Origin of the sequence: Pseudomonas sp. 1D4, assembly GCF_001728925.1 — a bacterium.
In the GTDB taxonomy this organism is placed as follows: Bacteria; Pseudomonadota; Gammaproteobacteria; order Pseudomonadales; family Pseudomonadaceae; genus Metapseudomonas; species Metapseudomonas otitidis.
This window is the reverse complement of the sequence record NZ_LXJQ01000004.1, coordinates 118671-143780: the sequence shown is the minus strand read 5'-3', so window position 1 is coordinate 143780 and position 25110 is coordinate 118671. Positions and strand designations below refer to the sequence as shown.

The following is a 25110-nucleotide window of genomic DNA, read 5'->3' as shown; positions in this document are numbered from 1 at the left end:
GGTCCAGGAACGAAAAAGCCCGGCATGTGCCGGGCTTTTTCATGGGGCCTGTCAGTCGGCCTTGTTGCGCAGGCTGGCTTCCGCCGCCTTGGCCAGGTCCGGGGGGAGGAAGTCCTTGTCCGGGTCGTAGTCCGCCTTGAGGAAGCCGGCCAGGGCTTCCAGGTCGGCCGGGCTGAGGGTGCCGGCGGCCTGCTTCAGGCGCAGGTTGTCGAGGATGTAGTCGTAGCGGGCGTTGTTGTAGTCGCGCACGGAGCTGTAAAGCTGGCGCTGGGCGTCCAGCACGTCGACGATGTTGCGGGTGCCGACCTGGTAGCCGATTTCAGTGGCTTCCAGGGCGCTCTGGTTGGAGATGATCGACTGCTTGCGGGCCTTCACCTGCTCGACGTCAGTGTTCACCGCGCGGTGGTAGTTGCGGGTGTTCTGCACCACCTGGCGGCGCAGGCTTTCGCGCTGCTGCTCGGTCTGGCTCAGACGCTGGTAGGACTCGCGCACCTGGGAGCTGGTCAGGCCGCCGCTGTAGATCGGGATGTTCAGTTGCAGGCCGATGGTGCGCTGCTCGACATCGCTGCCGTAGCGCACGGCGCTGTTGCCGCTGTTGGTGAAGCCGAGGCTGTCGTTGTCACCCTTCTGGTACTGGGCGACGGCATCCAGGGTCGGGGCGTGGCCGGACTTGCGCTGGCGCAGGGTTTCCTCGGCGGCGTCCACGGCGTGGTTGCTGGCCTGCAGGTTGAGGTTCTGCTGGGCGGCGGTGTCGACCCAGGCCTTGGCGTCGTTGGGGCTGGGCACCACCACCGGCAGGGTGTGCTGGATGCCTTCGAGGGCGGCGTATTCGCGGTTGGTCAGGGTGATGAGCGCCTGGAAGGCGTCCTCCACGTTGCGCTCGGCGATCATGCGGTTGGCGCGGGCGGTGTCGTAGCCGGCCTGGGCTTCGAGCACGTCGGTCTTGTCCGAGAGGCCCACGTCGAAGCGCTCGTTGGCCTGGTCGAGCTGGCGCTTGAAGGCGGCTTCCTCGGCCTTGGTGGAGGCGAGGTTGTCCTGGGCGCGGAGCACGGCGAAGTAGCCTTCGGCGGTCTGCAGGATCAGGTTCTGCTGGGTCGCCGAGAACTCCAGGGAGGCCTGCTCGGTGCTGGCTTCGGCAGCCTTGAGCTGGAACCAGCGATCAGCGCGGAAGATCGGCTGGCTGAGGCTGGCCTGGTAGACGATGCCGCTGCGCGAGCTGGTGGCCGAGGGCTCGTCCAGCTTGGTGCGGGTGTCGTTGGCGGTGGCGCCGCCACTGATCTGCGGCAGCAGGCCGGCACGTGCCTGGGGCACGGCCTCGCGCTGGGCTTCGAAGTTGGCGCGGGCGGCGGCGAGGTCGGCGTTGTTGTCGACCGCATCCTTGTACACGGTTACAAGGTCCGTCTTGGCTGACAGCGGGGCGTCGGCTGCCCAGGCGGTTCCGGCGAATGCGGAGGCCACGGCAACAGCCAGTGAGAGTCTGCGCAGCATGATCAATCCTGGATTCAGTGGGGTCGGGCAAGGCTACGGGTGCCATGGTACGCGGTCAAGACAACCGCCAGGCGGGCTGAGTGTAGTTTGCCGGACGTTATGTTGCCTGCCCGGAACAATGATGTTCCCGGCGGACTTCCTGACGCGCGGGTCATTTATTTACCGGCGCGGGCTTGGTTTGTGGCGGCGGGGTTGATTAGACTGCGCGAGTTCTTGTCGGGGTGCCTCGAATCGGAGGCTGAGATCGGAAAGTTCCGGATCCCGTTGAACCTGATCAGGTTAAGGCCTGCGTAGGGAACAAGATGTGCCTCTCCCGCCTTGCACTCCGGAGAGGTCCCTCTCGGCACCGGCCCAGGTGCACTCTGCCTTTCAGGTTCGCTCCGACATCACCCAGGAGCCTGCCGATGACCGCAAAACAACAACGAAACCTGAGCGAGAGCGCCCAGGTCGATCAGCAATCCGTCCAGCCGTTTCCCCGTTCCCACAAGGTCTATGTACAGGGCTCGCGCCCCGATATCCGCGTGCCCATGCGCGAGATCGCCCTGGACGTGACCCCTACCGCCTTCGGTGGCGAGATCAACGCGCCGGTGACCGTCTACGACACCTCCGGCCCCTACACCGATCCGACTGTCGCCATTGACGTGCGCAAGGGCCTGGCGGACATCCGCAGCCCCTGGATCGATGACCGCAACGACACCGAGCGCCTTCCGGGCCTGACCTCCGAGTTCGGCCAGCGCCGTCTGGCGGACGCCGAGCTGTCGGCCATGCGCTTCGCCCACGTGCGCAACCCGCGCCGGGCCAAGGCCGGGCACAACGTCACGCAGATGCACTACGCGAAGAAGGGCATCATCACGCCGGAGATGGAGTTCGTCGCCATCCGCGAGAACATGAAGCTGGCCGAGGCCCGCGAGGCCGGCCTGCTTAAGGAGCAGCACCCGGGGCACAGCTTCGGCGCCGCCATCCCGAAGGAGATCACCCCCGAGTTCGTCCGCGAGGAAGTCGCCTGCGGCCGCGCCATCATCCCCGCCAACATCAACCATGTGGAGCTGGAGCCGATGATCATCGGCCGCAACTTCCTGGTGAAGATCAACGGCAACATCGGCAACTCGGCCCTGGGCTCTTCCATCGAGGAAGAGGTGGCCAAGCTGACCTGGGGCATCCGCTGGGGCTCGGACACGGTGATGGACCTGTCCACCGGCAAGCACATCCACGAGACCCGTGAGTGGATCATCCGCAACTCGCCGGTGCCCATCGGCACCGTGCCGATCTACCAGGCCCTGGAGAAGGTCGGCGGCATCGCCGAGGACCTGACCTGGGAGCTGTTCCGCGACACCCTGATCGAGCAGGCGGAGCAGGGCGTGGACTATTTCACCATCCACGCCGGCGTGCTGCTGCGCTACGTGCCGCTGACCGCCAAGCGCGTCACCGGCATCGTCTCCCGTGGCGGTTCGATCATGGCCAAGTGGTGCCTGGCGCATCATCAGGAGAATTTCCTCTACACCCACTTCGAGGAAATCTGCGAAATCATGAAGGCCTACGACGTCAGCTTCTCGCTGGGCGATGGCCTGCGCCCCGGCTCCATCGCCGACGCCAACGACGCGGCGCAGTTCGGTGAGCTGGAGACCCTCGGCGAGCTGACCAAGGTGGCCTGGAAGCACGACGTGCAGACCATGATCGAGGGCCCCGGCCACGTGCCCATGCACCTGATCAAGGAGAACATGGACAAGCAGCTGGAATGCTGCGACGAGGCGCCGTTCTACACCCTCGGCCCGCTGACCACCGACATCGCCCCCGGCTATGACCACATCACCAGCGGCATCGGCGCCGCGATGATCGGCTGGTTCGGTTGCGCCATGCTTTGCTACGTCACGCCCAAGGAGCACCTGGGCCTGCCGAACAAGGATGACGTGAAGACCGGGATCATCACCTACAAGATCGCCGCCCACGCCGCCGACCTCGCCAAGGGCCACCCCGGGGCGCAGATCCGCGACAACGCGCTGAGCAAGGCACGCTTCGAGTTCCGCTGGGAGGACCAGTTCAACCTCGGCCTGGACCCGGACACCGCCCGTGCCTTCCACGACGAGACGCTGCCCAAGGAGTCGGCCAAGGTGGCGCACTTCTGCTCCATGTGCGGGCCGAAGTTCTGCTCCATGAAGATCACCCAGGAAGTGCGCGACTACGCCAAGGAGAACGGGCTGACCGATGAGCAGAAGGCCATCCAGGCCGGGTTCGCCGAGCAGTCCGGGCGGTTTCGTGAAGAAGGCTCGGTGATCTACAAACAGGTCTGACCGAGCCGGGCCCGGCGTGCCCCAGGCATCGCCGGCGCCCCGAACCCTCCTCTTTCGCAAGCCGGGCCTGATGCCCGGCTTCGCGCTTTGTGGGGTGAGCCTTGCCAACGTTCAACCGGGGCATCCGCCGCGTGAACAGCGCTCTGCGTGCAGTCGCCTTCAGGCGGGTCAGCCTCGGCCGGGGAAATACTCCGGCTTGAGGATGCCGTTGAGCTGCGGGTAGGGAATGGTCAGCTCCGGGTGCCCGCTGGCGTAGGGCGCGATGCTGTAGACGTCGTACTTCAGCAGCATCGCGCCACGGGCCAGGGTCACGTGCTCGGTGCGCTGAAAGGGCCAGGTGCTGGCGAAGTCGGCGTCCTGGTCCAGCTTGTTGGCCGCCAGCCAGCGCTGGTGCGCCGCTTCCGCCAGCTTCCAGAAGGCTTCTTCCTGGCCGGGCAGCAGCATGTCGCGCAGGGTCAGCACCTGCTCGCGCTTGCGGTCGTAGGTGATGAAGCCGCGTCCCGGCATGCCATGGGCGCCGCCGGTGGCCAGGTAGCTGGAGAGCTCGATGATCGTCAGTTGGTCATGCTGCTCGCGTACCTTGGCCTGCAGGTAGCTGGCCCAGCCGGGTTCGGCACGGGCGAGGAAGTCCCGCTCGTAGGAGGCCAGCGAGGCCGGTAGCGGCGTGCCGGGGGCGTCCTGGGTCATCTGCAGCAGGCGGCGGGTGACCAGGCTTTCCAGCGCCGGTGCGTCGGGGAAGTGCACCACGTCGATGTTCACCAGCGGGCAGCTCTCGCCCTGGCAACCAGGCTTGAGGTGTTCCCAGGCCTGGCGTTCGACCTTCAGGCCCGTGTCGGGCGCAAGGCTCTGGCAGGCGCCGAGCTGGAGGGTGAGGGCGATGAGCGCCAGTTTTTTGCGCAGGGAGAGGGAATCGGTCATCGGATCGGCTGTCTGCTGGACGGTGCGGTTTTCGACTGTTCCCGGTGTCATGAGTTCGCGGCGCCGGGCAAGAAGGGGCGCATGATCCCAGCCCATGGCCCGCCTGCAAAGAGGCTGCGCAAAGCTGAAACGGCAGAGTAGGATGCGCGGACGCAGGACCACCCGAAAGAGCGAGATGCAATGACAGACACCTTCAAACCCGGCCCCGATGCGATCGACGTGATTGAGCGCGAGGTGTGTTTCCGCGGCTTCTACCGCCTGGACCGCCTGCGCCTGCGGCATCGGCAGTTCTCCGGGCAGATGGGCCCCGAACTCAAGCGTGAGCTGTTCGTGCGCCATGATGCCGTCTGCGTGCTGCCCTACGATCCGCGCCGCGATGAGGTGGTGCTCATCGAGCAATTCCGTGTCGGCGCCATGGAGAAGAGCGAGAACCCCTGGATGCTCGAACTGGTGGCTGGCCTGATCGACAAGGCCGAGGAGCCGGAGGAAGTGGCCCGGCGCGAAGCCGTCGAGGAGGCTGATCTGACATTGACCTCCCTCTGGCCCATTACTGCCTACTATCCTTCACCCGGCGGCTCCGACGAATTCGTGCATTTGTACGTAGGCCGCTGCACCGCCGAAGGTGCCGGTGGCGTACACGGTCTGGCAGAGGAAGGTGAGGACATCCGTGTCCATGTGCTGTCCTTCGCCGATGCCCTGGCCGCCTTGCGCGAGGGGCGCATCATCAACGCTGCCGCCATCATTGCCCTTCAGTGGCTGGCGCTGAACCGCGACGAAGTACGGGGGATGTGGACGTGAACCTGTTGCGCGACCGCTACCGTGTGGACCTGGCCGGGCTGCAAGCCGCCTGCGAGGCCAACTACGCCCGGCTGATGCGGTTGCTGCCCCAGATGCGCGAGGCCCAGGCCTCGCGCCGCGTGGCCCTGAGCCAGGGCGAGCACCTGCTGGGGGTGCTGGCGCTGGACGTGGTGGAGGCGTGCCCCTACACCACCACGCTGAAGGTACGCCAGGAGCTGCCGCTGCCGTGGCTGCCGTCCCCGCAGCTGGAGGTTCGCGTGTACCACGACGCGCGCATGGCCGAGGTGGTCGCCGCCGAGAACGCACGGCGCCTGCGCAGCTTCTACCCCTACCCCAATGTCGACATGCACCAGCCGGACGAGAAGAGCCAGCTGAACCTCTTCCTGGGCGAGTGGCTGTCCCACTGCCTGGCCTGTGGTCACGAAGTCGAACCCGTCGTCCTGTAGGAAACTTCTTTCCGCCCATCTCCCGGGGCGCGCTAACTGTGAACCATTCCCGGTTCTCGGGTTTACCACGTCACGCCTGTGCCACCATAATTCGTGGCATTCACCCCCAGGAGACTGTCTTGTCCAGCGCGAACCGCCACGCCGCTGCTCCTTCGGTCCTGCTCGTGCAGTTGTCCGACAGCCACCTCTTCGCCGAAGAAGAAGGACGGCTGCTGGGCATGAATACGCACGACAGCCTGAGCCGCGTCATCGACCAGGTGCTGGAGGAACAGCCCGCCATCGACCTGGTGCTGGCCACGGGGGACCTGTCCCAGGACGGCAGTCCCGAGTCCTATGTCCACTTCCGTGATCTCTGCGCCCGCATCCCCTCGCCGTGCCGCTGGTTCCCCGGCAATCACGACGAGGTCCAGGTGATGGAGCAGGTGTGCCGCGGCAGCGACCTGCTGCAGCCAGTGATCGACTTCCCCGCCTGGCGCGTGGTGCTGCTGGATTCCACCATCGGCGGCGCCGTGCCCGGGCATTTCCCGCCGGCCCAACTGGCCCTGCTGGAGCAGGCGCTGACCGAAGCCGGCGATCGCCATGTGCTGGTGAGCTTCCACCACCACCCGGTGCCCATCGGATGCCGCTGGATGGACCCCATCGGCGTCCTCAACCCGGACGCCCTGTTCGAGGTGCTGGCGCGTTTCAGCAATGTACGCGGCGTACTCTGGGGCCATGTGCACCAGGAGTTCGACCAGTTGCGTGACGGCGTGCGTCTGCTGGCCTCGCCCTCCACCTGCGTGCAGTTCGCGCCGGGGAGCGAGGAGTTCCAGGTCGGCGGCGAGGCCCCGGGCTACCGCTGGCTCAGGCTGCACGGTGATGGCCGCCTGGAGACCGGCGTGTCGCGGGTCACCGGAATCGATTTCGAAGTGGACTACAGCGTCAAAGGTTATTGACCTTGGCGCCGAGGCACGGCAAGAAGTACGACTGCCAGCCACACACCCCAGGACGCCACGTGCCCACCGCCGCCCCCGCCATTCTCTATATCCACGGCTTCAACAGCTCACCCGACTCCCGCAAGGCCCTCCAGCTCAGCGCCCTGATGCAGCGCATGGGGCTGGCCGAGCGGCTGCGCGTGCCGGCCCTGCACCATGACCCGCGCCAGGCCATCGAACAGCTGGAGGCGGCCCTCGCCGAGCTGGGCCGGCCGGTGCTGGTCGGCAGCTCACTGGGCGGCTACTATGCGACCCACCTTGCGGAGCGGCACGGGCTGAAGGCCATCCTGATCAATCCGGCGGTGAACCCGCACCGGCTGTTCGAGGGCCGCCTCGGGCCGCAGAAGAACTATTACAGCGGCGAGGAATGGGAGCTCACCCAGGCCCATGTCGACGCCCTGGCGGCACTGGAAGTGGCTCCCCCGCAGGACGCCAGCCGCTACCAGGTCTGGTTGCAGACCGCCGACGAAACCCTGGACTACCGCGAAGCCGAGCGCTTCTACCGTGCCTGCGCCCTGCGCATCGAGGCGGGCGGTGACCACGGGTTCCAGCGCTTCCCCGCCCATTTGCCGGCCCTGCTGGCGTATGCCGGTTTCCCCGCCCAGCAGTGGCGGGACATCGATTTTTCCGACCTTTGAACGAAAGGGAATCCATGGCCACTTACAACGCAGATGCCATTGAAGTCCTCTCCGGCCTGGACCCGGTGCGCAAGCGCCCGGGCATGTACACCGACACCAGCCGGCCCAACCACCTGGCCCAGGAAGTCATCGACAACAGCGTCGACGAAGCCCTGGCCGGCCATGCCAAGAGCGTCCAGGTGATCCTCCATGAGGACAACTCCCTGGAAGTGATCGACGACGGCCGCGGCATGCCCGTCGACATCCACCCCGAGGAAGGGGTGCCCGGCGTCGAGCTGATCCTCACCAAGCTCCATGCCGGCGGCAAGTTCAGCAACAAGAACTACCAGTTCTCCGGCGGCCTGCACGGCGTGGGCATCTCGGTGGTGAACGCCCTGTCCACCCGTGTGGAGGTGCGCGTCAAGCGCGAGGGCAACGAATACCGCATGGCCTTCGCCGACGGCTTCAAGGCCAGCGACCTGGAAGTCATCGGCAGCGTCGGCAAGCGCAACACCGGCACCAGCGTGCACTTCTGGCCGGACGCCAAGTACTTCGACTCCCACCGCTTCTCCGTCAGCCGGCTGAAGCACGTGCTCAAGGCCAAGGCGGTGCTCTGCCCGGGCCTGCTGGTCACCTTCGAGGACAAGGCCGCCGGCGAGCGCGTCGAATGGCACTACGAGGACGGCCTGCGCTCCTACCTGGTGGACGCCGTCAGCGAATACCTGCGCCTGCCCGACGAGCCCTTCGTCGGCAGCCTGGCCGGTGACAAGGAAGCGGTGGACTGGGCCCTGCTGTGGCTGCCCGAGGGCGGCGAGTCGCTGCAGGAGAGCTACGTCAACCTGATTCCCACGGCCCAGGGCGGCACCCACGTCAACGGCCTGCGCCAGGGCCTGCTGGACGCCATGCGCGAGTTCTGCGAATTCCGCAACCTGCTGCCGCGCGGGGTCAAGCTGGCACCCGAGGACATCTGGGAGCGCATCGCCTTCGTCCTCTCGATGAAGATGCAGGACCCGCAGTTCTCCGGTCAGACCAAGGAACGCCTGTCTTCCCGCGAGGCGGCGGCCTTCGTCTCCGGCGTCGCCAAGGACGCCTTCAGCCTCTGGCTCAACGCCCACCCTGAGCTGGGCCTGCAACTGGCCGAACTGGCCATCAGCAACGCCGGCCGCCGCCTCAAGGCAGGCAAGAAGGTCGAGCGCAAGAAGATCACCCAGGGCCCGGCGCTGCCCGGCAAGCTGGCCGACTGCGCCGGCCAGGACCCGATGCGCGCCGAGCTGTTCCTGGTGGAGGGTGACTCCGCCGGCGGCTCCGCCAAGCAGGCGCGGGACAAGGAGTTCCAGGCGATCATGCCGCTGCGCGGGAAGATCCTGAACACCTGGGAAGTCGACGGCGGCGAAGTGCTCGCCAGCCAGGAGGTCCACGACATTGCCGTGGCCATCGGCATCGACCCCGGTTCCAGTGACCTGTCCCAGTTGCGCTACGGCAAGGTCTGCATCCTCGCCGACGCCGACTCCGACGGCCTGCACATCGCCACGCTGCTCTGCGCCCTGTTCGTGCGTCATTTCCGCCCGCTGGTGGAAGCCGGCCATGTCTACGTCGCCATGCCGCCGCTGTACCGCATCGACCTGGGCAAGGAGGTCCACTACGCCCTCGACGACGCCGAGCGCGACGGCATCCTCGACCGCCTGGCGGCCGAGAAGAAGCGTGGCAAGCCGCAGGTCACCCGCTTCAAGGGCCTGGGCGAGATGAACCCGCTGCAGCTACGCGAAACCACCATGGACCCGAACACCCGGCGCCTGGTGCAACTGACCCTGGACGACGGCAGTCTGACCCACGAGATGATGGACATGCTGCTGGCGAAGAAACGCGCCAGCGATCGCAAGAGCTGGCTCGAATCCAAGGGCAACCTGGTCGAGGTCCAGGTGTGAGGGCGGGCCTGTTCCTCGCCCTGCTGCTGTCCACTCCGTCGCTGTGGGCTGCTGCCTCGGTGGAAGAGCTGCAGTTGGTGGCCGAGTACCCGGTGGCGGGTCTGGATGGCGGTAACCTCTCCGGCCTGGCGCTGTGCGGCAAGGTGCTGCAGAGCGTGTCCGACCGGGTCGATGACCGGCTGTTCGTGCTGGAACCGGTGGATGGTGTCCTGCAGGCGCGTGCGGAAGCCTTCGAGGCACCGCCGCCGCCGGCCAGCGGCCTGCCCTGGGGCGTGCGCACGCGCACCTGGTTCATGAACCTGTTCCGTGGCAACGAGCTGGACCTGGAAGGCATCGCCTGTGATGCCGCCGGCAACCGTTACCTGCTCAGCGAAGCCCATGCCGCCGTGCTGCAGGTTCGCCCGGACGGCACCGCCGACTGGCTGCGCCTGCCGGACAGCCTGGTCCGCCAGGCCCGCGCCAGCGGCATGCTGCTGCACTTCAATGCGCTGCTCGAAGGGATCGCCATCGACCTCGCCGGGGAGCGCCTGTGGCTGGCCGCCGAGCGCGAGCGTCGCGGGCTGATGGTGGTGCACCGCAAGCAGTCCACCTGGTCATGCTCCGGTGGCTGCGTGATCTTCAGCGAGTCCGGCGAGGACACTCCACCGCCGACCCTGGGGCGTGCAGTGCCGATGTCCAAGGACTTCTCCGACCTGTCGCTGTACAAGGGCAAGCTGTTCACCCTGGAACGCCATGCCCACAAGGTCTGCCGCCGCGATCCGGCCAAGGGCCTGGTGGAGCGTTGCTGGTCGTTCGCCGCCGAAGCCCTCACCGAGCCCCGTCGCTACGACGTGGACTGGGGCATGGCCGAGGCGCTGGTGGTCGACGCCGACGGCGCCTGGATCGGCGTCGACAACGGCTCCAGTGTGCGCGCCGATGGCGAGTCGCGCCCGATCGTCTGGCGCTTTGCCAAACCGACCGGAGGCTGGGAAGCGCCATGACCCAGCAGGCGCCGGGCAAGCGTGTGGGCCGGGTGATGCTGGTGCTCGCCTGGGGTATTGCCATGCTCCTGGCCACACATTTCCTCGGCCGCTGGGAAGACGGCAAGCGCAATCCCAACCAGGCGCCCACCTCCACCCATGGCAATGGCTATGTGGAAGTGCGCCTGGCCAGTGGCAGCCAGGGGCATTACCTCGCCAACGGCCGCATCGATGGGCAAGCGGTGACCTTCCTGCTGGACACCGGCGCCACCGCCGTTGCCGTGCCCGAAGCGCTGGCCCGGCGCCTGGCGCTCAAGCGTGGCGAGCCCATCACCCTGAGTACCGCGAATGGCCGCACCACCGGCCATCGCACCCATCTGGACGAGTTGCAACTGGGCGACATCCACCTTGCCCAGGTGCCCGCCATCATCGCCCCCGGCATGGATGGCGACGAGGTGCTGCTCGGCATGAGCGCCCTCAAGCAACTCGAATTCACACAGCGCGACGGCACCCTGGTGCTGCGCCAACACCTGACACCGTGAGGCACGCATGAGCGAATCCCTCGATCTCTCCCTGGAAGGCGTGGAACGCCGGTCCCTGGCCGAGTTCACCGAGCAGGCCTACCTGAACTACTCCATGTACGTGATCATGGACCGCGCCCTGCCACACATCGGCGACGGCCTGAAGCCCGTGCAGCGGCGCATCATCTACGCCATGAGCGAGCTGGGCCTGGATGCCGATTCCAAGCACAAGAAGTCCGCCCGTACCGTCGGCGACGTGCTCGGCAAGTACCACCCCCACGGCGACTCCGCCTGCTACGAGGCCATGGTGCTGATGGCCCAGCCCTTCAGCTACCGCTACACGCTGGTGGACGGCCAGGGTAACTGGGGTGCGCCGGACGATCCCAAGTCCTTCGCCGCCATGCGCTACACCGAAGCGCGGCTGTCCCGCTATGCCGAGGTGCTGCTCTCCGAGCTGGGCCAGGGCACCGTGGACTGGGGCCCCAACTTCGACGGCACGATGCAGGAGCCCCTGACCCTGCCGGCGCGCCTGCCCAACCTGCTGCTCAACGGCACCACCGGTATCGCCGTGGGCATGGCCACCGACGTGCCGCCGCACAACCTGCGGGAAGTGGCCAGTGCCTGCGTGCACCTGCTGGACGAGCCCTCGGCCACGGTCGAGCAGCTCTGCGAACACGTGCTCGGCCCGGACTTCCCCACCGAGGCGGAGGTCATCACCCTGCGTGCCGACCTGCTGAAGATCTACGAAACGGGCCGTGGCTCGGTGCGCATGCGCGCCGTGTACCGCGTCGAGGACGGCGACATCGTCGTCACCGCGCTGCCCCACCAGGTTTCCGGTGCCAAGGTGCTGGAGCAGATCGCCGCGCAGATGCAGGCCAAGAAGCTGCCCATGGTGGCCGACCTGCGCGACGAGTCGGACCATGAGAACCCCACGCGCATCGTCATCATCCCGCGCTCCAACCGCGTGGACGCCGACGAGCTGATGCAGCACCTGTTCGCCACCACCGACCTGGAGTCCAGCTACCGGGTCAACATGAACGTCATCGGCCTCGACGGGCGTCCCCAGGTCAAGGACCTGCGCACCCTGCTCACCGAGTGGCTGACCTACCGCGTCGGCACCGTGCGCCGCCGCCTGCAGTTCCGCCTGGACAAGGTGGAGAAGCGCCTGCACCTGTTGGATGGCTTGCTGATCGCCTTCCTCAACCTCGACGAGGTGATCCACATCATCCGCACCGAGGACCAGCCCAAGCCGGTGCTGATGGAGCGCTTCCAGCTCAGCGAAGCCCAGGCCGATTACATCCTCGACACCCGCCTGCGCCAACTGGCCCGCCTGGAAGAGATGAAGATCCGTGGCGAGCAGGACGAGCTGCTGAAGGAACAGAAGAAGCTGCTGGCCCTGCTGGGCAGCGACGCCAAGCTGAAGAAGCTGGTGCGTGAGGAGCTGATCAAGGACGCCGAGACCTATGGCGATGCGCGTCGCTCGCCGATCGTCGCCCGCGCCGAAGCCCGCGCCCTGTCGGAAACTGAGCTGATGCCCACCGAGCCGGTCACCGTGGTGCTCTCGGAGAAGGGCTGGGTGCGCTGCGCCAAGGGCCACGACATCGACGCCACCGGGCTTTCCTACAAGGCGGGCGACGGCTTCAAAGCCTCTGCGCCGGGCCGCTCCAACCAGTTCGCGGTGTTCATCGACTCCACCGGCCGCAGCTACTCCCTGGCGGCCCATTCGCTGCCGTCCGCCCGTGGCCAGGGCGAGCCGCTCACCGGCCGCCTGACGCCGCCGCCGGGGGCCACCTTCGAATGCGTGCTGCTGCCGGACGACGATGCGCTCTACGTGATCGCTTCGGACGCGGGCTACGGCTTCGTGGTCAAGGGTGCCGACCTGCAGGCCAAGAACAAGGCCGGCAAGGCGCTGGTCAGCCTGCCAGAAGGTTCGCGGGTGATGGCGCCGCGTCCCCTCGGCAGTCTGGAAGAGGACTGCCTTGCCGCCGTGACCACCGAAGGGCGCCTGCTGCTGTTCAGGGTCGCGGACCTGCCGCAGCTGGCCAAGGGCAAGGGCAACAAGATCATCGGCATTCCCGGCGAGCGGGTCGCCAGTCGCGAGGAGTACCTGGCCGACCTGGCCGTGCTGCCCGCCGGCGCCACCCTGGTGCTGCAGGCTGGCAAACGCACGCTGTCGCTCAAGGCCGACGACCTGGAGCACTACAAGGGTGAGCGTGGGCGGCGTGGCAACAAGCTGCCCCGTGGCTTCCAGCGGGTCGATGCATTGCAGGTGGAACTGCCGGGCTGACCGCCCGGCGGCGCCCTGGCGCCTGCCATTCGACGCGCGAAGCTGGAGTCGTCCGCCGCATTGGCGGATGATAGTGCCCCCTGACGGCCCCGCCATGGCGGGCGTCCCGAGATGAATTGGAACAGGGCCGCCACAAGCGGCCCGGAAGAGCAGACAGATGAACGTCGTACGACTTCCACTCCTGGCGCTGCTGGCCAGCCTCCTGGGGCTGGTGGGTTGCGTCCACGCCCCACCCGCGCCGCTTTACCAACTGGAGACCGGCAGTTCCGAGCTGCCGTCCCAGACCGCCGGCATGGCCGTGTTGCTGGGCCCGGTTTCCGTGGCGGACTATCTCCAGCGCGAAACCCTCCTGCAACGCCAGCCCGACGGCAGCCTGACCGCCTCCACCGAAGGGCGCTGGGCCGGTAGCCTGGCCGGCGACATCGACCAGCTCCTGCTGCGGCAATTGGCCTGGCGCCTCGACAGCCAGCGCCTGGTGCTGGCGCCTGCCAATCCGGGATTCACCCCGGAGGCTCAGGTGCTGCTGAGCATCAACCGTCTGGATTCCGGCCCCCAGCGCCCGGCGGTGCTGGAAGCCCAATGGCGTGTGCTGGACAAGGGCGGCCAGTTGCGTGACAGCCGACTGGTGCGCCTGGAGCACCCCCATGATGGTTCGGCAGGCGATCAGGTTCGCGCCCAGAGCCAGTTGCTGCAGCAACTCGCCGAGCAGTTGGCGGGTGCCGTGAAACCCCTGGAGGGCCAGGCCTCCGCGCCGGCTGCCGGGGAGACGCGCAAGCCCAGCCCCGCCCCCGCACGCAACAGCCGGGAGCCGGCTCAGCCGAAAATCCCGATGGCGGCTCCGGTGCGTACCGATGTGGAAGTGTTCCGCTTCTAGCGGTGTGCTGTTCCACCTGTGAAAACGCCGCGCATCCCAAGGGAGCGCGGCGTTTTTCATTTCAGCCAGGCGTTCAGGCGTGGTCGCGTTGCGGCGAGCGCAGCAGCAGATGGCGCAGGGTGAAGCCGGACAGCGCGACGGCCAGGCAGGGCAGCCAGACCCAGCGGGCTTCCGAAGCCAGCACGGCCAGGCCGCGGGCGCTGAAGAAGCCCTTGATGAAGGGCGATACCTCGATGGGGCGCCAGGGCAGGAAGTGGCGCTCCTGGCTCCACGGCCAGAACCAGGCGACACCCAGGCCGCCGTTGGTGAGCGCGTCCAGGGCGCTGTGGCTGAGGGCCGCCAGGCCGACGAACAGGCCCGCTCTCAGCGGTCCGCAGCGCAGCGGGCGACAGAGCAGGGCGGCCACTACGGCACAGAGCGCGGCGAACAGCAGCGAGTGGCTGAACCCCCGGTGGCCGAAGGCATCGGCATAGGCGATGCCCAGCTTGAAGGCGAGCACGTCGGCGTCCGGCAGGCACGCGGCAACGAGGCCGGCCAGTAGCAGGCGCGGGGGAATGACACGGCTGCCGAGGGCGATGCCCACGGCCAGCACAGGCAGGGGATGGGTGATCAGTGTGGTCATGTTGCCGTTCCGTGGCGCCCGGCTCAGTGCCGGGCTTCGTGCATGCGCGCCAGCTGGCGTTCCAGCAGCGAGGGATAGGGTTCCAGCAGGCGCTCGACGCAGCAGGCGCCTTCGGGGCTGGCGATGGCACGCACGCGCGCACGCTGGCGCACCAGTGGGTCATCGGCGATGGCGCGGTCCACCAGCAGCAGGTTGCGGCTGTGCTGGCTGAGGGCGAGAGCGGCCTGGGTCACGTCGTCCAGCAGCAGGTCGCCCTGGCTCATGCCGGCCAGGCTGTTGCCAAGGGTCAGGCCCAACTGCAGTTGGAGGGTGATGCCGCTGTCGGCCACCTCGATCTGCAGGGCGTGGCCCAGGGCACGCAGCAGCTCGCCGCAGCACAGCGCATGGGTGAGGTGGTCCTCGCCGCTGTCGAGGCTGTGGAACAGCATCAGGCTGCTGCCGTCGTTGAGGGTGTGCAGCTCGCCCTGGTAGAGGGTGGCAGCCTGGTCGAGGCAGTCGCGGTAGCGTTGCAGCAGGTCCAGCAGGCGCGAGCGCGGCAGGCGGCGCAGTTGGTCCTGGGCGCCCAGTTGCACGGCGAGCACGGCGCTGCGCTGGGGCACGCTGGGTTGCACTGGCGCTGACGGCTCGACGGCCGGTGCGCGAGACGGCTCTTCCGCCGGACGCAGCTCGGCGAAGGGGTCGTCATCGTCCGGGGTGAACAGGCGGCTGGGCAGCTCGTCCTCCACGTCGTAGCGGGTGTCGCTCAGATCGCGGACCTCGAAGCCGTCTTCTTCGTTTTCCAGGCCCGGCTCGGGCTGGAGGTCTTCGTCTTCGATTTCCGGGTAGTCCGGTTCGGGCTCGGGTTCCGGCTCGGGCTTCTCCGGTACCAGGCGGGCCTGGAGCTGGCGGGCGAGGTCGCCCAGCTCGTCCTGACGGCCGGCGCCGGGAGCGGGATCGTCCGGGTCACGCAGCCACACCCGCAGTTGCAGCAGCGGCGTGGACAGGTGGCGACCCAGGCGCAGGCTGAGGGACAGCGTCAGGGCCAGCAGGATGAGGCTCAACAGGCCCATGCTCTGCAGGCTGATGGTCATCGGCTGCTGGAACTGTTGCATGTCCAGGCTCAGGCGCAGGTGCCCGGCGATGACTTCCTGGAAGGTGATGGGGGTGGAGTACAGCCCGGTGGTCTCTCCCAGCAGGCTCTGTTTGGGCCGGGAGCCGGCCTCGGCGAGGATGCGGTTGTCCACGCTGTAGATGGCGGCGTGGGCCACCAGCGGGTTCTTCACCAGATTGTTGAGCAGGACGTTGAGGCTGAGGATGTCGTTGGACACCAGCAGCTCGGTGGCAGAGGCAGCGGTCTGCGCGGTGAGACTCTGGCCGAGAGCGTCGGCCTGCTGCTGCATGGCCTGGCGGAACTGCATGCCCATCACCCAGGCGTAGATCACCAGCGCCAGGGCTACCAGGAGCAGGCTGTGGCTGGCGATACGCAAGGCGATCGGCACACGGCGCTGGCGCAGGGCGTTGAAGATCAGCAGGAAGAAGTTGTCGGGTTTGACGGACGTGGGCCGGTTCACAGAGCTCGGCTCTTCTCGGACGGAATTGGCGCGCAGTATAGCGAGCGCCCCCCGCAGGGCAAAGCCGCCGGCATGCTCGCCGGGCCGGGAAAGTGGGTAGAATGTGCGCCTTTTCCACTGCAGGAGGTGCGCCTTGCGCGAAATAGTCCTGATCAACATCACCGGTGAGGATCGGCCTGGTCTGACCGCGGCGATCACCGGGGTCCTGGCGCAGGGCGGCGTCAACATCCTCGACATCGGCCAGGCCGTCATCCACGACACCCTGTCGTTCGGCATCCTGGTGGAGATCCCCGATACCGAGCAGGCTTCGTCGGTGTTGAAGGATGTACTGTTCACCGCTTACAAGCTGGACCAGCAGGTGCGCTTCACGCCGGTGTCGGAAACCGACTACCAGACCTGGGTGGGCGGCCAGGGCAAGGCCCGCCACATCGTTACCCTGCTGACCCGCAAGGTCACCGCCGAGCAGTTGCAGCGGGTGAGTGCCATCACCGCGAAGTACGGACTGAACATCGATCACATCGACCGCCTCTCAGGGCGCATGCCGCTGGACATGCCCGACAGCCAGGGCAAGGGCTGCATCGAGTTCTCCGTGCGCGGTGAGCCGGCCGACCCGGCAGAGCTGCGGGCCGAGTTTCTCAGCGTGGCCCAGGAGCTGAACGTCGACATCGCCTTCCAGCGCGATTCGGTGTTCCGCCGCAACCGCCGCCTGGCCGTGTTCGACATGGACTCGACGCTGATCGAGGCCGAGGTCATCGACGAACTGGCCAAGGCGGCCGGGGTGGGCGATCAGGTGGCTGAGATCACCGAGCGTGCGATGCGCGGCGAGCTGGATTTCCGTGCCAGCTTCAAGGAGCGCCTGGGGCTGCTCAAGGGGCTTTCCGAGGACGTGCTGCAGGAAATCGGTGCTTCCCTGCGCCTGACCGAGGGTGCCGAGACGCTGTTCGCCGAGCTCAAGCGTCTGGGCTACAAGACGGCGATCCTTTCCGGGGGCTTCACCTATTTCGCCAAGCAGCTGCAGGCCAAGCTGGGCATTGATTACGTGTTTGCCAACGAGCTGCAGATCGTCGACGGCAAGCTGACCGGCGTGGCGGTGGAACCCATCGTCGATGCCCAGCGCAAGGCTGATCTGCTGCGTGAACTGGCCGAGCGCGAGGGGTTGCGCCTGGAGCAGACCATCGCCGTGGGCGACGGCGCCAACGACCTGCCGATGCTGGGCCTGGCCGGTCTGGGCGTGGCTTTCCGTGCCAAGCCGCTGGTCAAGCAGTCCGCCAAGCAGGCGATCTCCACCCTGGGGCTGGACGGCATCCTCTACCTGCTGGGGTTCCGCGACCGCGACGGCCAGGACTGAGCCTGGCCAACCGGCTACGAAAAAGCCGCCCTCGGGCGGCTTTTTCGTGTGCGGCTGAAGGGGCTCACTCGTCTCCGGAGGAGAAGTCGTAGTCCATCGATTGGCTGGGACCCTGCAGGTAGTAGCCCTGAATGTAGTTGACCCCAGCCTGCCAGAGGGTGGCCAGCACGCTGGCGCTCTCGACGAAGGGCACGACGGTCAGCTTGGCCTGGGCGTGCAGGCTCGCTAGCAGGGTTTTCAGGGCTTCCTGGTTCTCGGCCTTGCCCAGATCCTGGGTGAAGGAGCCGTCGACCTTCACGAAGTCGATGTTCAGGTGCTTGAGGGTGTTGAAGGGGTTCAGCGCGCAGCCGAACTGGCTCAGTGCCACTTTGCAGTGCAGTTCCGTCAGACCCTGGGTGAGTGCTTTGGCCTGCTTCAGATAGGCGATGGCGTCGGGCTCGCCGATCTGGAAGATCAACGCGTCGGAAGGCAGGCGTGCGGCCTTGAGGGCGACGCTCAGCCAGGGCAGCAAGGTCTGGTCCTGCAGGCTGGAGCCGGACAGGTGCACGAAGAGGCGGGTGCTGTGGCCCTTGGCACGGTGTTCGGAGAGCAACTTGACCGAGTTGAGGATCACCCAGCGGTCGATCTTCTCGGCCAGTCCGGCTTCGCGCGCGGCGCCCAGGAACTCCACAGGAGGCACTTCCTCGCCCTGGGGGCTGAGGAGGCGGAGGAGGACTTCATAGTGTTCGTGGCTGTCGCCGCGCAGGCTGATGATGGGCTGGAACAGCAGGCGGAAGCTGTTGGTTTCCAGTGCCTGCTGGACCATGGCCACCAGGTTGCCGCGGTTGGCGGCAGCGGCCAGCTCGCTGGCGGGGTCATACAGGCGGACGTCGTTGCCGTCGGTGATTTCGTCGGCACAGCGATGGGCGCGGTCGATGACTTCTTCTGCCCGTGGTGTGGTCTCGTTGAGACCGGCAACACCGATGGACAGGGTCAACTGGGCAGTGCGGCCGCTGACGTCGAACAGGTGACCTTCGACTTTCTTGCGCAGGGCCTGGAGGCCGTCGCGGGCCTGCTCCGGGCTGAGGCCGGGTTGCAGCACGCTGAAGACGTCGTCGCTGAAGCGGGCGAGCTGCGCCTCGGCGGGGAAGTGGGTGCGGAGCAGGTTGGCCAGGTCGGTCAGCACCAGGTCGCTGCCGCCGATGCCGATGTCGGCCTGCAGGGCGGAATAGCGATCAACGCGGATGTAGGCAAGGCTCGCGGGCTGCCCAGCGTTGACCGCGCGTTCAGTGGCGGCATCCATCAGCTCGGTGAAGTGGTTGCGGTTGAACAGGCCGGTGACCAGATCCTGGCTGCTGATCTCGCGCAGTTTTTCTTCCAGCTCGGCGCTGGCCACTTCGGCACGGATCACCACCTGGATGCAGGGTTCTCCATCGTAGGTGGCGGGGGAGAAGCTCATGCGGGCCTGGAACGCCTGTCCGTCGACCTTGCAGCCGGAGCAGGTGAGTTCGCTTTGGCCTTCGCCGTCTCGGTAGTTCTTGAGGAAGTCTTTGAACGCAGCCTGGTCGTCGCCGCGGATCAGGTCGATCATCGGCATGCCTTCGAGTTCGTCGGCATCTTCATAGCCGAACATCTCGACGTAGGCGCGGTTGGCGTAGATGTGCATGCCGTCGTGGACGTAGGTGATGGCGTCCACGGAGCTGTCCAGCAGTAACTGGCAGCGTTTCTCGGCTTCGCGCAGGCTCACTTCGGCGGCGCGACGGGCGCGGCGTTCCTCGAGGTTGGCCAGTTCGCGATTGGCCACCAGCACCAGGCGTTCGTCCTCGCCCTGGGGCACCGCATCCTGAGCGCCGAGGGCCAGGGCTTCGGTGACGAGGTCAGGGTCGTTGTCCTTCACCAGTTGGATGAAGGGGATGTCCTTGGACTGGCGGCGGATAGCGCCGAGCGCTTCGCCGGGGGAGAGATTCTCGCTCTCTGGGGCTGCGATGAGCAGGTCCCAGGTTTGCTGGAGTGCTTCAGCGAGGTCTTCGCTGGACACCAGGCGATGGACGCGGGTGGCACGTCCTGCGTTGCGAAAAAGGCTGACCAGGCGCTCGGCTTCGTTCTGCGAGTCTTCCAGGATCAGCAGACGGATGGTTTTCTTCTCGATTGCCATGGCGTGTGCTTAGACCGCGCCGAACGGGCGCTAAATGGCGACAAATGGGAGTGGCTGGGGAATCTACAGCGACTTCCAGAGCGAGTCAAAGTCTTCGTCCCCACCCGATCCGCGCTCTCCCGAAGCTGTGACAGGCTTCCCGTGCTGCTCCGTCGCCTGCTCGAACGGACGGTATTCGAACTGGCTGAAGCTGCCCGTCGAGGTCTGCCGGCTGGTGAGGACGGCACGGCGTTCGTCGCCGTGAATGTTGATCTGCACCTTGTTGCCCTCCTGGAAGGGGAGGCGTGGCGTGATGAGAGTCGCCGGGCGGGAGATGGCCGAGATTTCCGGAAGCAGCAGCGCGCGCAGATACTGGCTGTGCTGGTCGGCCTTGCGCAGCAGCTGCAGGCCGCACGGCTGGGCATGGGGGGCGATCAGTTCGATGCCCATCTGGGTGCCGCCGCCGCGTACCTGGCGGATCCAGCGCACCACGGCGACGCTCCAGCCCTGGCTGGGGGCGTCCTGCACGCCAAGCAGTTCGCCGGCCTGGAGCTGGCTGGGGACTTCCTTGGGCCAGCTGAGGCAGTAGCCACCGGGGCTGTGGTTGACGATGGCCAGTTCGAAGGTCGGGTAGTCCTCGCCGCTGGCCGAGGGCTCCGGTTGGGCACTGGTGTCGCCTGGAGTGACCGGTTTGCTGTACTGGATTTCCTCGTAGGGCAGGCCTTCGTCCCAGTTTTGTGGCTGGGCGTCGAAGGCGGTGCTCCAGACGTCGCCTTCGTCCTTGTTGATCGGCTTGAAAACTGCCTGGCCGGCTTCCTTGATCTTCAGGATCGCGCCGAACGGCTGCTTGCCGGAGAGGAAGAAGTGCAGGGCGCTCATGCCGATGCAGAGGGTGAGTGCGCCGCGCCCGGGGGTGCGCTGGAAGGTGCGCTCGGAGATGTCGCCCCAGGCGGAGCCGAGGTGCTGCAGGAGGTCGAGGCTGATGCCTTCCGGTACCAGCAAGCGCGCTTGGGCACGCTCCTCGGTGGCCAGAGTGAGGTAGTGCTTGATGGCGTCCACCAGCGGCAGCGGGTCGATGCCCAGCAGACCAGCCATTTCGCTGGCCTGGAACAGCGATTTGTAGCGGGGCGGGCCGTCGACCTGCGGTGCGACGGCGAACAGGCTGGAGACCAGCTCGGCGCCTTGCAGGCGTACCAGTGCGCTCCAGGGCTCCAGCACTTCGGCGAGCCGGGCGATGTTGTTCTGGCGCATCTGGTTGCAGCGGGCGCAGCCCAGCAGCAGAGCGACCAGGTAGGTCTGCTCGACGCTCAGGCCTTCGGTGTGACGGGCCAGGTCGTCGCGCACGACGACACGGTGGGCTTGCCGGCTGGTGGCCAACTGGTAGAGCTGGTGCAGCTCCAGCCACAGGCCCTCCGGAACCGGGCAGTAGAGTTGGCTGGCGCGGATGAGGGCGGAGTTGAGGCTATGCATGGCGCGCTGCAGCGCGATGGTCAGCAGTTGCTGGCCGTCACGGGCCTGGCGCTGGGCTTCCTGCACGACGATCTGCTTGTAGCCGATGGCCAAATGGTTTTGCAGGGCCTGGCACAGGTTGGCCACCTTGCGCGGGCGTTCGTCGAGGACGATGGCCTGGTTGAGGAAGTGGCGTTCGAGGTGCTGGCAGACGAAGTACACCTCAGGGCGGATCAGCTCCAGCAGGTGCAGGCGGTTGTCGCTGGGGGTGATGAGCTGGTTCAGCTCCACCAGCGCCTGGTAGAGCTGGCGGGCGGTCTCGCCGATGTTGGCCTTGGGCAGCAGGGAGATCCAGCGTTTGATATCGCGGGGCGTGGCTTCACAGAGGGACAGGCTCTGCTTGCTCGGAGTCGGAACACGCAATAACAGGTGGGGACTCTGCTTGTCCATGTAACTCGGGTACTCCAACAGCAACGGGCCAGGCGTGTGAGAACGTTCTTTCGCACTCTAGCAGCATCATCGTGCCGCCGCAGCCTAACGAGAGGCCGGTGGCGGTATCGCGCGGACAGGCGTGGTCGAGCAGGCGTGTGGGACGTTGGACCGGGTCGGGCGGCCCTGCGTTCAACGTCCCAGGGCCTGGCGGTCAGGCTTCCTTTGGCAGTGCCAGGAGCTGGCCCATGCTGACCGCGCTGCCGGCGGCCAGGCCCTCGGCCCAGCGAATCTGCTCGGGGCCGAAGAGCACAATGGCGGTGGAGCCGAGCTTGAAGCGGCCCAGTTCGGCGCCCTTTTCCAGGCTGATCGGCGCTCGCGCGGCTTCGTCGTAGCGGAAGGTCTTCAACTCGCGCTTGGGTGGCGTCACCAGGCCGGCCCAGACGGTTTCGATGGAGGCGACGATCATCGCACCCACCAGTACCACAGCCATCGGGCCGCGCTCGGTGTCGAACAGGCAGACCACGCGCTCGTTGCGTGCGAACAGTTCCGGCACGTTCTCGGCGGTGCACTGGTTCACGGAGAACAGGCGTCCTGGTACGTAGACCATCTCGCGCAGGGTGCCGCCTAGCGGGGCATGCACGCGGTGGTAGTCGCGGGGCGACAGATAAATGGTGGCGAAATCGCCACCCATGAAGGGCGCTGCACGCTCGGCGTCACCGCCCAGCAGTTCCAGCACGCTGAAGCTGTGGCCCTTGGCCTGGAAGATACGGCCGTGCTCGATCGGACCGAGCTGGCTGACGGCACCGTCGGCGGGGCAGAGAATCGCGCCTGGGGTGCTATCCAGCGGACGAGCACCCTCCTTGAGGGCGCGGGTGAAGAAGGCGTTGAAGTGTTCGTAGGCGGTGAGGTCCTCTACCAGCGCTTCGCTCATGTTCACCTGGTAGCGGCGGGCGAACCAGGCGGTGAAGGCGTTCTTGAACCAGCGAATGCGGCATTCGGCCACGCATCCGGCCAGGCGTGAGAGCAGGTGATGGGGGAGCAGGTGCTGGCTGATGATGAACAGGCGTTCTTTCATGGGATTTCCTTGCGGTTCCGGGGCCTCAGGCCTCGACGGGCGTGTCCGGGTGGTTGCCCCACTCCGACCAGGAGCCGGCGTAACCCTTTACGCGAGGGTAGCCGAGCGCCTTGGCCACCAGGTAGGTGAAGCCGGAGCGGTGGTGAGTCTGGCAGTGGGTGATCACTTCCTTGTCGGGCGTGATCCCCAGCCGGTTGAGGATTTCAGGCATGTCGTGGCGAATGCGCAGCGCGCGTGACGGGTCCATGCCGGCAGTCCATTCGAAGTTGACCGCGCCGGGGATGTGCCCGCCCTTGGCAGCCAGCACTTTGGTGCCGGTGTACTCGGCGGGGTTGCGGGCATCCCAGATCGCCAGATCGGCTGCGCCGAGGCGGCTCTGCAGGTATTCGCGGGTAGCGGTCGGGGCGTCGTTCAGCACCAGGGGCAGCGGGCCGCCGGCGTGCTTTGGAGTATCGGTGGAAGTGGCTTGGTCGTCGGCTAGCCAGGCGTGCAGGCCGCCGTCGACGTAGTGGTAGCGTGGGTGGCCGATCACGTCCAGCAGCCAGATGAAGCGTCCGGCCCAGCCGCCGCCTTCGTCGTCGTAGACCACGTAGACCGCGCCGGGGCGATGGCCCAGTTCGCCGAACAGCGCCTCGAGGTCAGCCTTGGCCGGCAGCAGTCCGGGCGCAGGTGGCTGGCCCCACTGGGTGCGTTTGGGGTCGACGAAACGGGCACCCGGGATGTGCCCCTCGGCATAGCGGGCAGCGCTGGTGAGGTCGACCAGAATCAGCTCGGGGGCATCCAGGCGTGCGGCCAGGTCGGCGGGTTCGATGACCAGTGGCAGGCCGGCAAAGGCGGGCATGTCGGGCTCCGTTAGGGGCGGAAAGCGGGAGATTGTAGCGGAAAGGTCAGCGTCCGCGACTGGCGAAGCCATGCAGGGCGCGCTCGATGCATTGCATGGTCTTTCCGAAGGCCTGCAGGCCGATGTCGGAGAACGGCTGCCCGCCCTGGTCGGCGATCACCAGCAGGACGACCCGCCCATTGGCTGCCACGGAGCGCAGCAGCAGGTGGTCGGCGGGGAAAAGCGCTTTGAGGTTGCCAGGGATAAAAGCGGAGTACTGGGCCGCGTTCTCTGGGCTCAGGCGAAGCTGGCCCGGTTGAGCGAGGAGGCGTTTGAGAACCTGGCTCTGAGATGGGGCCAGTTGAAGGCTGACGGCCTCCTTGGGCAGTCCGTCACTCTGCTGGACCATCAGGCGGGTCTGGGTCTTGTCCGCCAGTAACAGCAGGCTGCGACGCATGCCGCAGGCGGCAAGCGCATCGCGGGCGCAGGCAGTGAGCTGGACGATGTTGGCGAAGGGCGTTGGTTCTTGAAGCAACTGGGTGCACAGCGTGCGCCATTCCTGCAGGGCTGCCGGTGGCGGCGGCGCGGGCTTGGCTACCTCCACTGGCCAGCGGCTGGTTCCCCACGGCCAGATCAAAGCCTGTGCCGGGTGCCAGAGATCGGGCGTGGCGTGGTGGCGTGCGCTTTCGGCTGCTTGTTGGTGAACGAGTTGCTGCACGTCGCCCAGCGGCAGCTGCATGTAGAGTCCGGTCAGGCGCTGCCAGCGCAGGCTGTGGTCGCAGGTCCATGAGTTGTGCGCGGAGATCGCCAGTCCGTTGGCCAATAGCACGGTGTTGGCGGGTTGGGTCAGCCAGCGGCGCAGGTCGTTGTCGGCGTCCAGCAGGTGTTGCTGGTGCAGGGGGTGTTCGTTGTCCCGGGCGATGTGCAGGGCCTTGACCAGCATGCGCTGCTGAGCATTCAGCAGGCGATAACCGTCGGTGATCCACTCTGGCAGTCGCCAATGCTCTGCAAGGGCCTGGCAAAGGCGCAGCAGGGGGACCCCGAGCAGTTCGCGCTCGACTCTGCGGGCAGGCTCGCCGCGTACCAGTACGCGCTTTTCCCAGGACTCCAGGAGGTCGGGATGGAGTGCCAGCAAGGGCCAGATCGGTGACAGGAAGAGCAGGCTGTTCCAGTGGATCTCCTGCCACAACCTGGCCAGGCGGGCGGCGAAAAGGCCATTCGCCTGCTGGGATGCATGCAGGCTGATCAACTGGATCTGGCGGAGGGGCAACGGGATATCGTTCTCGGCCACGGCAGGCAGGCGGTTGAGCAACTCTTCAGAGCGCTTCAGGCCGAGGCGGGTAAGTGCAACTTCCAGGCTTTCTGCCGGGCCACCCAAGGTGGTCACAGTGCGATTGGCCTCGCGCATCAGGCTCAGTGCGAGGGCGGGGCTGTCTTGGATCATGTCGGCGATTTCGCGCAGCGAACGCCGGCTGTCTCCCATGGCCCGTCGTACCCGTTCATGGCTAGTGGCAGGGATAGGCAGGCGAACTCCGTCGAGTTGCTTGATCCACCCTTCAAGGCTTGTAGGGACGGGCTTTGAGGTCTTCATGGGGTTTGAGCCGAA

General features: G+C 66.8%; 20 protein-coding genes and 1 riboswitch. Of the genes, 11 read left to right on the top strand and 9 right to left on the bottom strand.

The window, feature by feature from the left end:
- Positions 1-51 precede the first annotated feature (51 nt).
- Positions 52-1488, bottom strand: coding sequence for a TolC family outer membrane protein (locus tag A7D27_RS03625; protein WP_069560632.1), 1437 nt, complete (start codon positions 1486-1488; stop codon positions 52-54).
- Between the two features lie 207 nt (positions 1489-1695).
- Positions 1696-1802, top strand: a riboswitch (TPP riboswitch).
- Positions 1803-1892: 90 nt separating this feature from the next.
- Here A7D27_RS03625 and thiC point away from each other — a divergent pair.
- A complete protein-coding gene (thiC, locus tag A7D27_RS03620; protein ID WP_069564099.1) occupies positions 1893-3776 on the top strand; it encodes a phosphomethylpyrimidine synthase ThiC in 1884 nt (627 codons plus the stop codon).
- 168 nt (positions 3777-3944) lie between these two features.
- Here the strand turns inward: thiC and A7D27_RS03615 are convergent, their stop codons facing one another.
- Positions 3945-4694, bottom strand: coding sequence for an RsiV family protein (locus A7D27_RS03615; protein ID WP_069560630.1), 750 nt, complete (start codon positions 4692-4694; stop codon positions 3945-3947).
- A 180-nt stretch (positions 4695-4874) separates the two neighbouring features.
- Between A7D27_RS03615 and A7D27_RS03610 the strand changes: the two genes are divergently transcribed.
- From A7D27_RS03610 to A7D27_RS03570, 9 genes are all read left to right on the top strand, one after another.
- The gene (locus A7D27_RS03610; RefSeq protein ID WP_069560629.1) at positions 4875-5492 is read left to right on the top strand and encodes an NUDIX domain-containing protein; all 618 of its coding nucleotides are present in this window, start codon (positions 4875-4877) and stop codon (positions 5490-5492) included.
- Positions 5483-5938: a DUF1249 domain-containing protein gene (locus tag A7D27_RS03605; RefSeq protein WP_069560628.1), complete on the top strand. Its 456-nt coding sequence runs from the start codon at positions 5483-5485 to the stop codon at positions 5936-5938. Before A7D27_RS03610 ends, A7D27_RS03605 begins: the two co-directional genes overlap by 10 nt.
- Positions 5939-6057: 119 nt before the next feature.
- Positions 6058-6873: a 3',5'-cyclic-AMP phosphodiesterase gene (cpdA, locus tag A7D27_RS03600; protein WP_069560627.1), complete on the top strand. Its 816-nt coding sequence runs from the start codon at positions 6058-6060 to the stop codon at positions 6871-6873.
- A gap of 59 nt (positions 6874-6932) precedes the next feature.
- The gene (locus A7D27_RS03595) at positions 6933-7550 is read left to right on the top strand and encodes a YqiA/YcfP family alpha/beta fold hydrolase (protein ID WP_069564098.1); all 618 of its coding nucleotides are present in this window, start codon (positions 6933-6935) and stop codon (positions 7548-7550) included.
- A 14-nt stretch (positions 7551-7564) separates the two neighbouring features.
- Positions 7565-9454, top strand: a complete 1890-nt coding sequence (gene parE / locus A7D27_RS03590; protein ID WP_069560625.1) for a DNA topoisomerase IV subunit B — start codon at positions 7565-7567, stop codon at positions 9452-9454.
- The gene (locus tag A7D27_RS03585) at positions 9451-10434 is read left to right on the top strand and encodes an esterase-like activity of phytase family protein (protein WP_069560624.1); all 984 of its coding nucleotides are present in this window, start codon (positions 9451-9453) and stop codon (positions 10432-10434) included. The genes parE and A7D27_RS03585 overlap by 4 nt, the downstream gene beginning before the upstream one ends.
- The gene (locus tag A7D27_RS03580) at positions 10431-10955 is read left to right on the top strand and encodes a TIGR02281 family clan AA aspartic protease (protein ID WP_069560623.1); all 525 of its coding nucleotides are present in this window, start codon (positions 10431-10433) and stop codon (positions 10953-10955) included. Before A7D27_RS03585 ends, A7D27_RS03580 begins: the two co-directional genes overlap by 4 nt.
- A gap of 7 nt (positions 10956-10962) precedes the next feature.
- Complete coding sequence (gene parC / locus A7D27_RS03575) at positions 10963-13221, top strand: DNA topoisomerase IV subunit A (protein WP_069564097.1); 2259 nt, start codon at positions 10963-10965, stop codon at positions 13219-13221.
- A gap of 157 nt (positions 13222-13378) precedes the next feature.
- The gene (locus A7D27_RS03570) at positions 13379-14095 is read left to right on the top strand and encodes a membrane integrity-associated transporter subunit PqiC (RefSeq protein WP_069564096.1); all 717 of its coding nucleotides are present in this window, start codon (positions 13379-13381) and stop codon (positions 14093-14095) included.
- 73 nt (positions 14096-14168) lie between these two features.
- On the opposite strand, the gene A7D27_RS03565 is transcribed toward A7D27_RS03570, so the two are convergent.
- Together A7D27_RS03565 and A7D27_RS03560 are read right to left on the bottom strand one after the other, a co-directional pair.
- A complete protein-coding gene (locus A7D27_RS03565) occupies positions 14169-14717 on the bottom strand; it encodes a metal-dependent hydrolase (protein WP_069564095.1) in 549 nt (182 codons plus the stop codon).
- A 23-nt stretch (positions 14718-14740) separates the two neighbouring features.
- Entirely contained in the window at positions 14741-16267 is a 1527-nt protein-coding gene (locus tag A7D27_RS03560) for an AhpA/YtjB family protein (RefSeq protein ID WP_069560619.1), read from the bottom strand.
- A 133-nt stretch (positions 16268-16400) separates the two neighbouring features.
- Here A7D27_RS03560 and serB point away from each other — a divergent pair, with 133 nt between their 5' ends.
- Entirely contained in the window at positions 16401-17615 is a 1215-nt protein-coding gene (serB, locus tag A7D27_RS03555) for a phosphoserine phosphatase SerB (RefSeq protein WP_069564094.1), read from the top strand.
- Positions 17616-17679: 64 nt separating this feature from the next.
- Here serB and A7D27_RS03550 read toward each other — a convergent pair whose 3' ends face one another.
- From A7D27_RS03550 to A7D27_RS03530, 5 genes are all read right to left on the bottom strand, one after another.
- A complete protein-coding gene (locus A7D27_RS03550; RefSeq protein WP_069564093.1) occupies positions 17680-19749 on the bottom strand; it encodes an EAL domain-containing protein in 2070 nt (689 codons plus the stop codon).
- A gap of 63 nt (positions 19750-19812) precedes the next feature.
- On the bottom strand, positions 19813-21627 hold the full coding sequence (locus A7D27_RS03545) for a molecular chaperone (protein WP_069560616.1): 1815 nt from the start codon (positions 21625-21627) through the stop codon (positions 19813-19815).
- 193 nt (positions 21628-21820) lie between these two features.
- Entirely contained in the window at positions 21821-22684 is an 864-nt protein-coding gene (asd, locus tag A7D27_RS03540; protein WP_069560615.1) for an archaetidylserine decarboxylase, read from the bottom strand.
- A gap of 25 nt (positions 22685-22709) precedes the next feature.
- Entirely contained in the window at positions 22710-23525 is an 816-nt protein-coding gene (gene rhdA, locus A7D27_RS03535; protein ID WP_069564092.1) for a thiosulfate sulfurtransferase, read from the bottom strand.
- Between the two features lie 46 nt (positions 23526-23571).
- Positions 23572-25095, bottom strand: coding sequence for an HDOD domain-containing protein (locus A7D27_RS03530; RefSeq protein WP_069560613.1), 1524 nt, complete (start codon positions 25093-25095; stop codon positions 23572-23574).
- Positions 25096-25110 lie beyond the last annotated feature (15 nt).

Excerpts from the sequence above, each read along its gene's own strand:
- A7D27_RS03625 (WP_069560632.1), bottom strand. The coding sequence starts at position 1,488 with ATGCTGCGCAGACTCTCACTGGCTGTTGCCGTGGCCTCCGCATTCGCC.
- thiC (WP_069564099.1), top strand. The coding sequence starts at position 1,893 with ATGACCGCAAAACAACAACGAAACCTGAGCGAGAGCGCCCAGGTCGAT.
- A7D27_RS03615 (WP_069560630.1), bottom strand. The coding sequence starts at position 4,694 with ATGACCGATTCCCTCTCCCTGCGCAAAAAACTGGCGCTCATCGCCCTC.
- A7D27_RS03610 (WP_069560629.1), top strand. The coding sequence starts at position 4,875 with ATGACAGACACCTTCAAACCCGGCCCCGATGCGATCGACGTGATTGAG.
- parE (WP_069560625.1), top strand. The coding sequence starts at position 7,565 with ATGGCCACTTACAACGCAGATGCCATTGAAGTCCTCTCCGGCCTGGAC.
- A7D27_RS03580 (WP_069560623.1), top strand. The coding sequence starts at position 10,431 with ATGACCCAGCAGGCGCCGGGCAAGCGTGTGGGCCGGGTGATGCTGGTG.
- parC (WP_069564097.1), top strand. The coding sequence starts at position 10,963 with ATGAGCGAATCCCTCGATCTCTCCCTGGAAGGCGTGGAACGCCGGTCC.
- A7D27_RS03570 (WP_069564096.1), top strand. The coding sequence starts at position 13,379 with ATGAACGTCGTACGACTTCCACTCCTGGCGCTGCTGGCCAGCCTCCTG.
- A7D27_RS03565 (WP_069564095.1), bottom strand. The coding sequence starts at position 14,717 with ATGACCACACTGATCACCCATCCCCTGCCTGTGCTGGCCGTGGGCATC.
- A7D27_RS03550 (WP_069564093.1), bottom strand. The coding sequence starts at position 19,749 with ATGGCAATCGAGAAGAAAACCATCCGTCTGCTGATCCTGGAAGACTCG.
- A7D27_RS03545 (WP_069560616.1), bottom strand. The coding sequence starts at position 21,627 with ATGGACAAGCAGAGTCCCCACCTGTTATTGCGTGTTCCGACTCCGAGC.
- asd (WP_069560615.1), bottom strand. The coding sequence starts at position 22,684 with ATGAAAGAACGCCTGTTCATCATCAGCCAGCACCTGCTCCCCCATCAC.
- rhdA (WP_069564092.1), bottom strand. The coding sequence starts at position 23,525 with ATGCCCGCCTTTGCCGGCCTGCCACTGGTCATCGAACCCGCCGACCTG.
- A7D27_RS03530 (WP_069560613.1), bottom strand. The coding sequence starts at position 25,095 with ATGAAGACCTCAAAGCCCGTCCCTACAAGCCTTGAAGGGTGGATCAAG.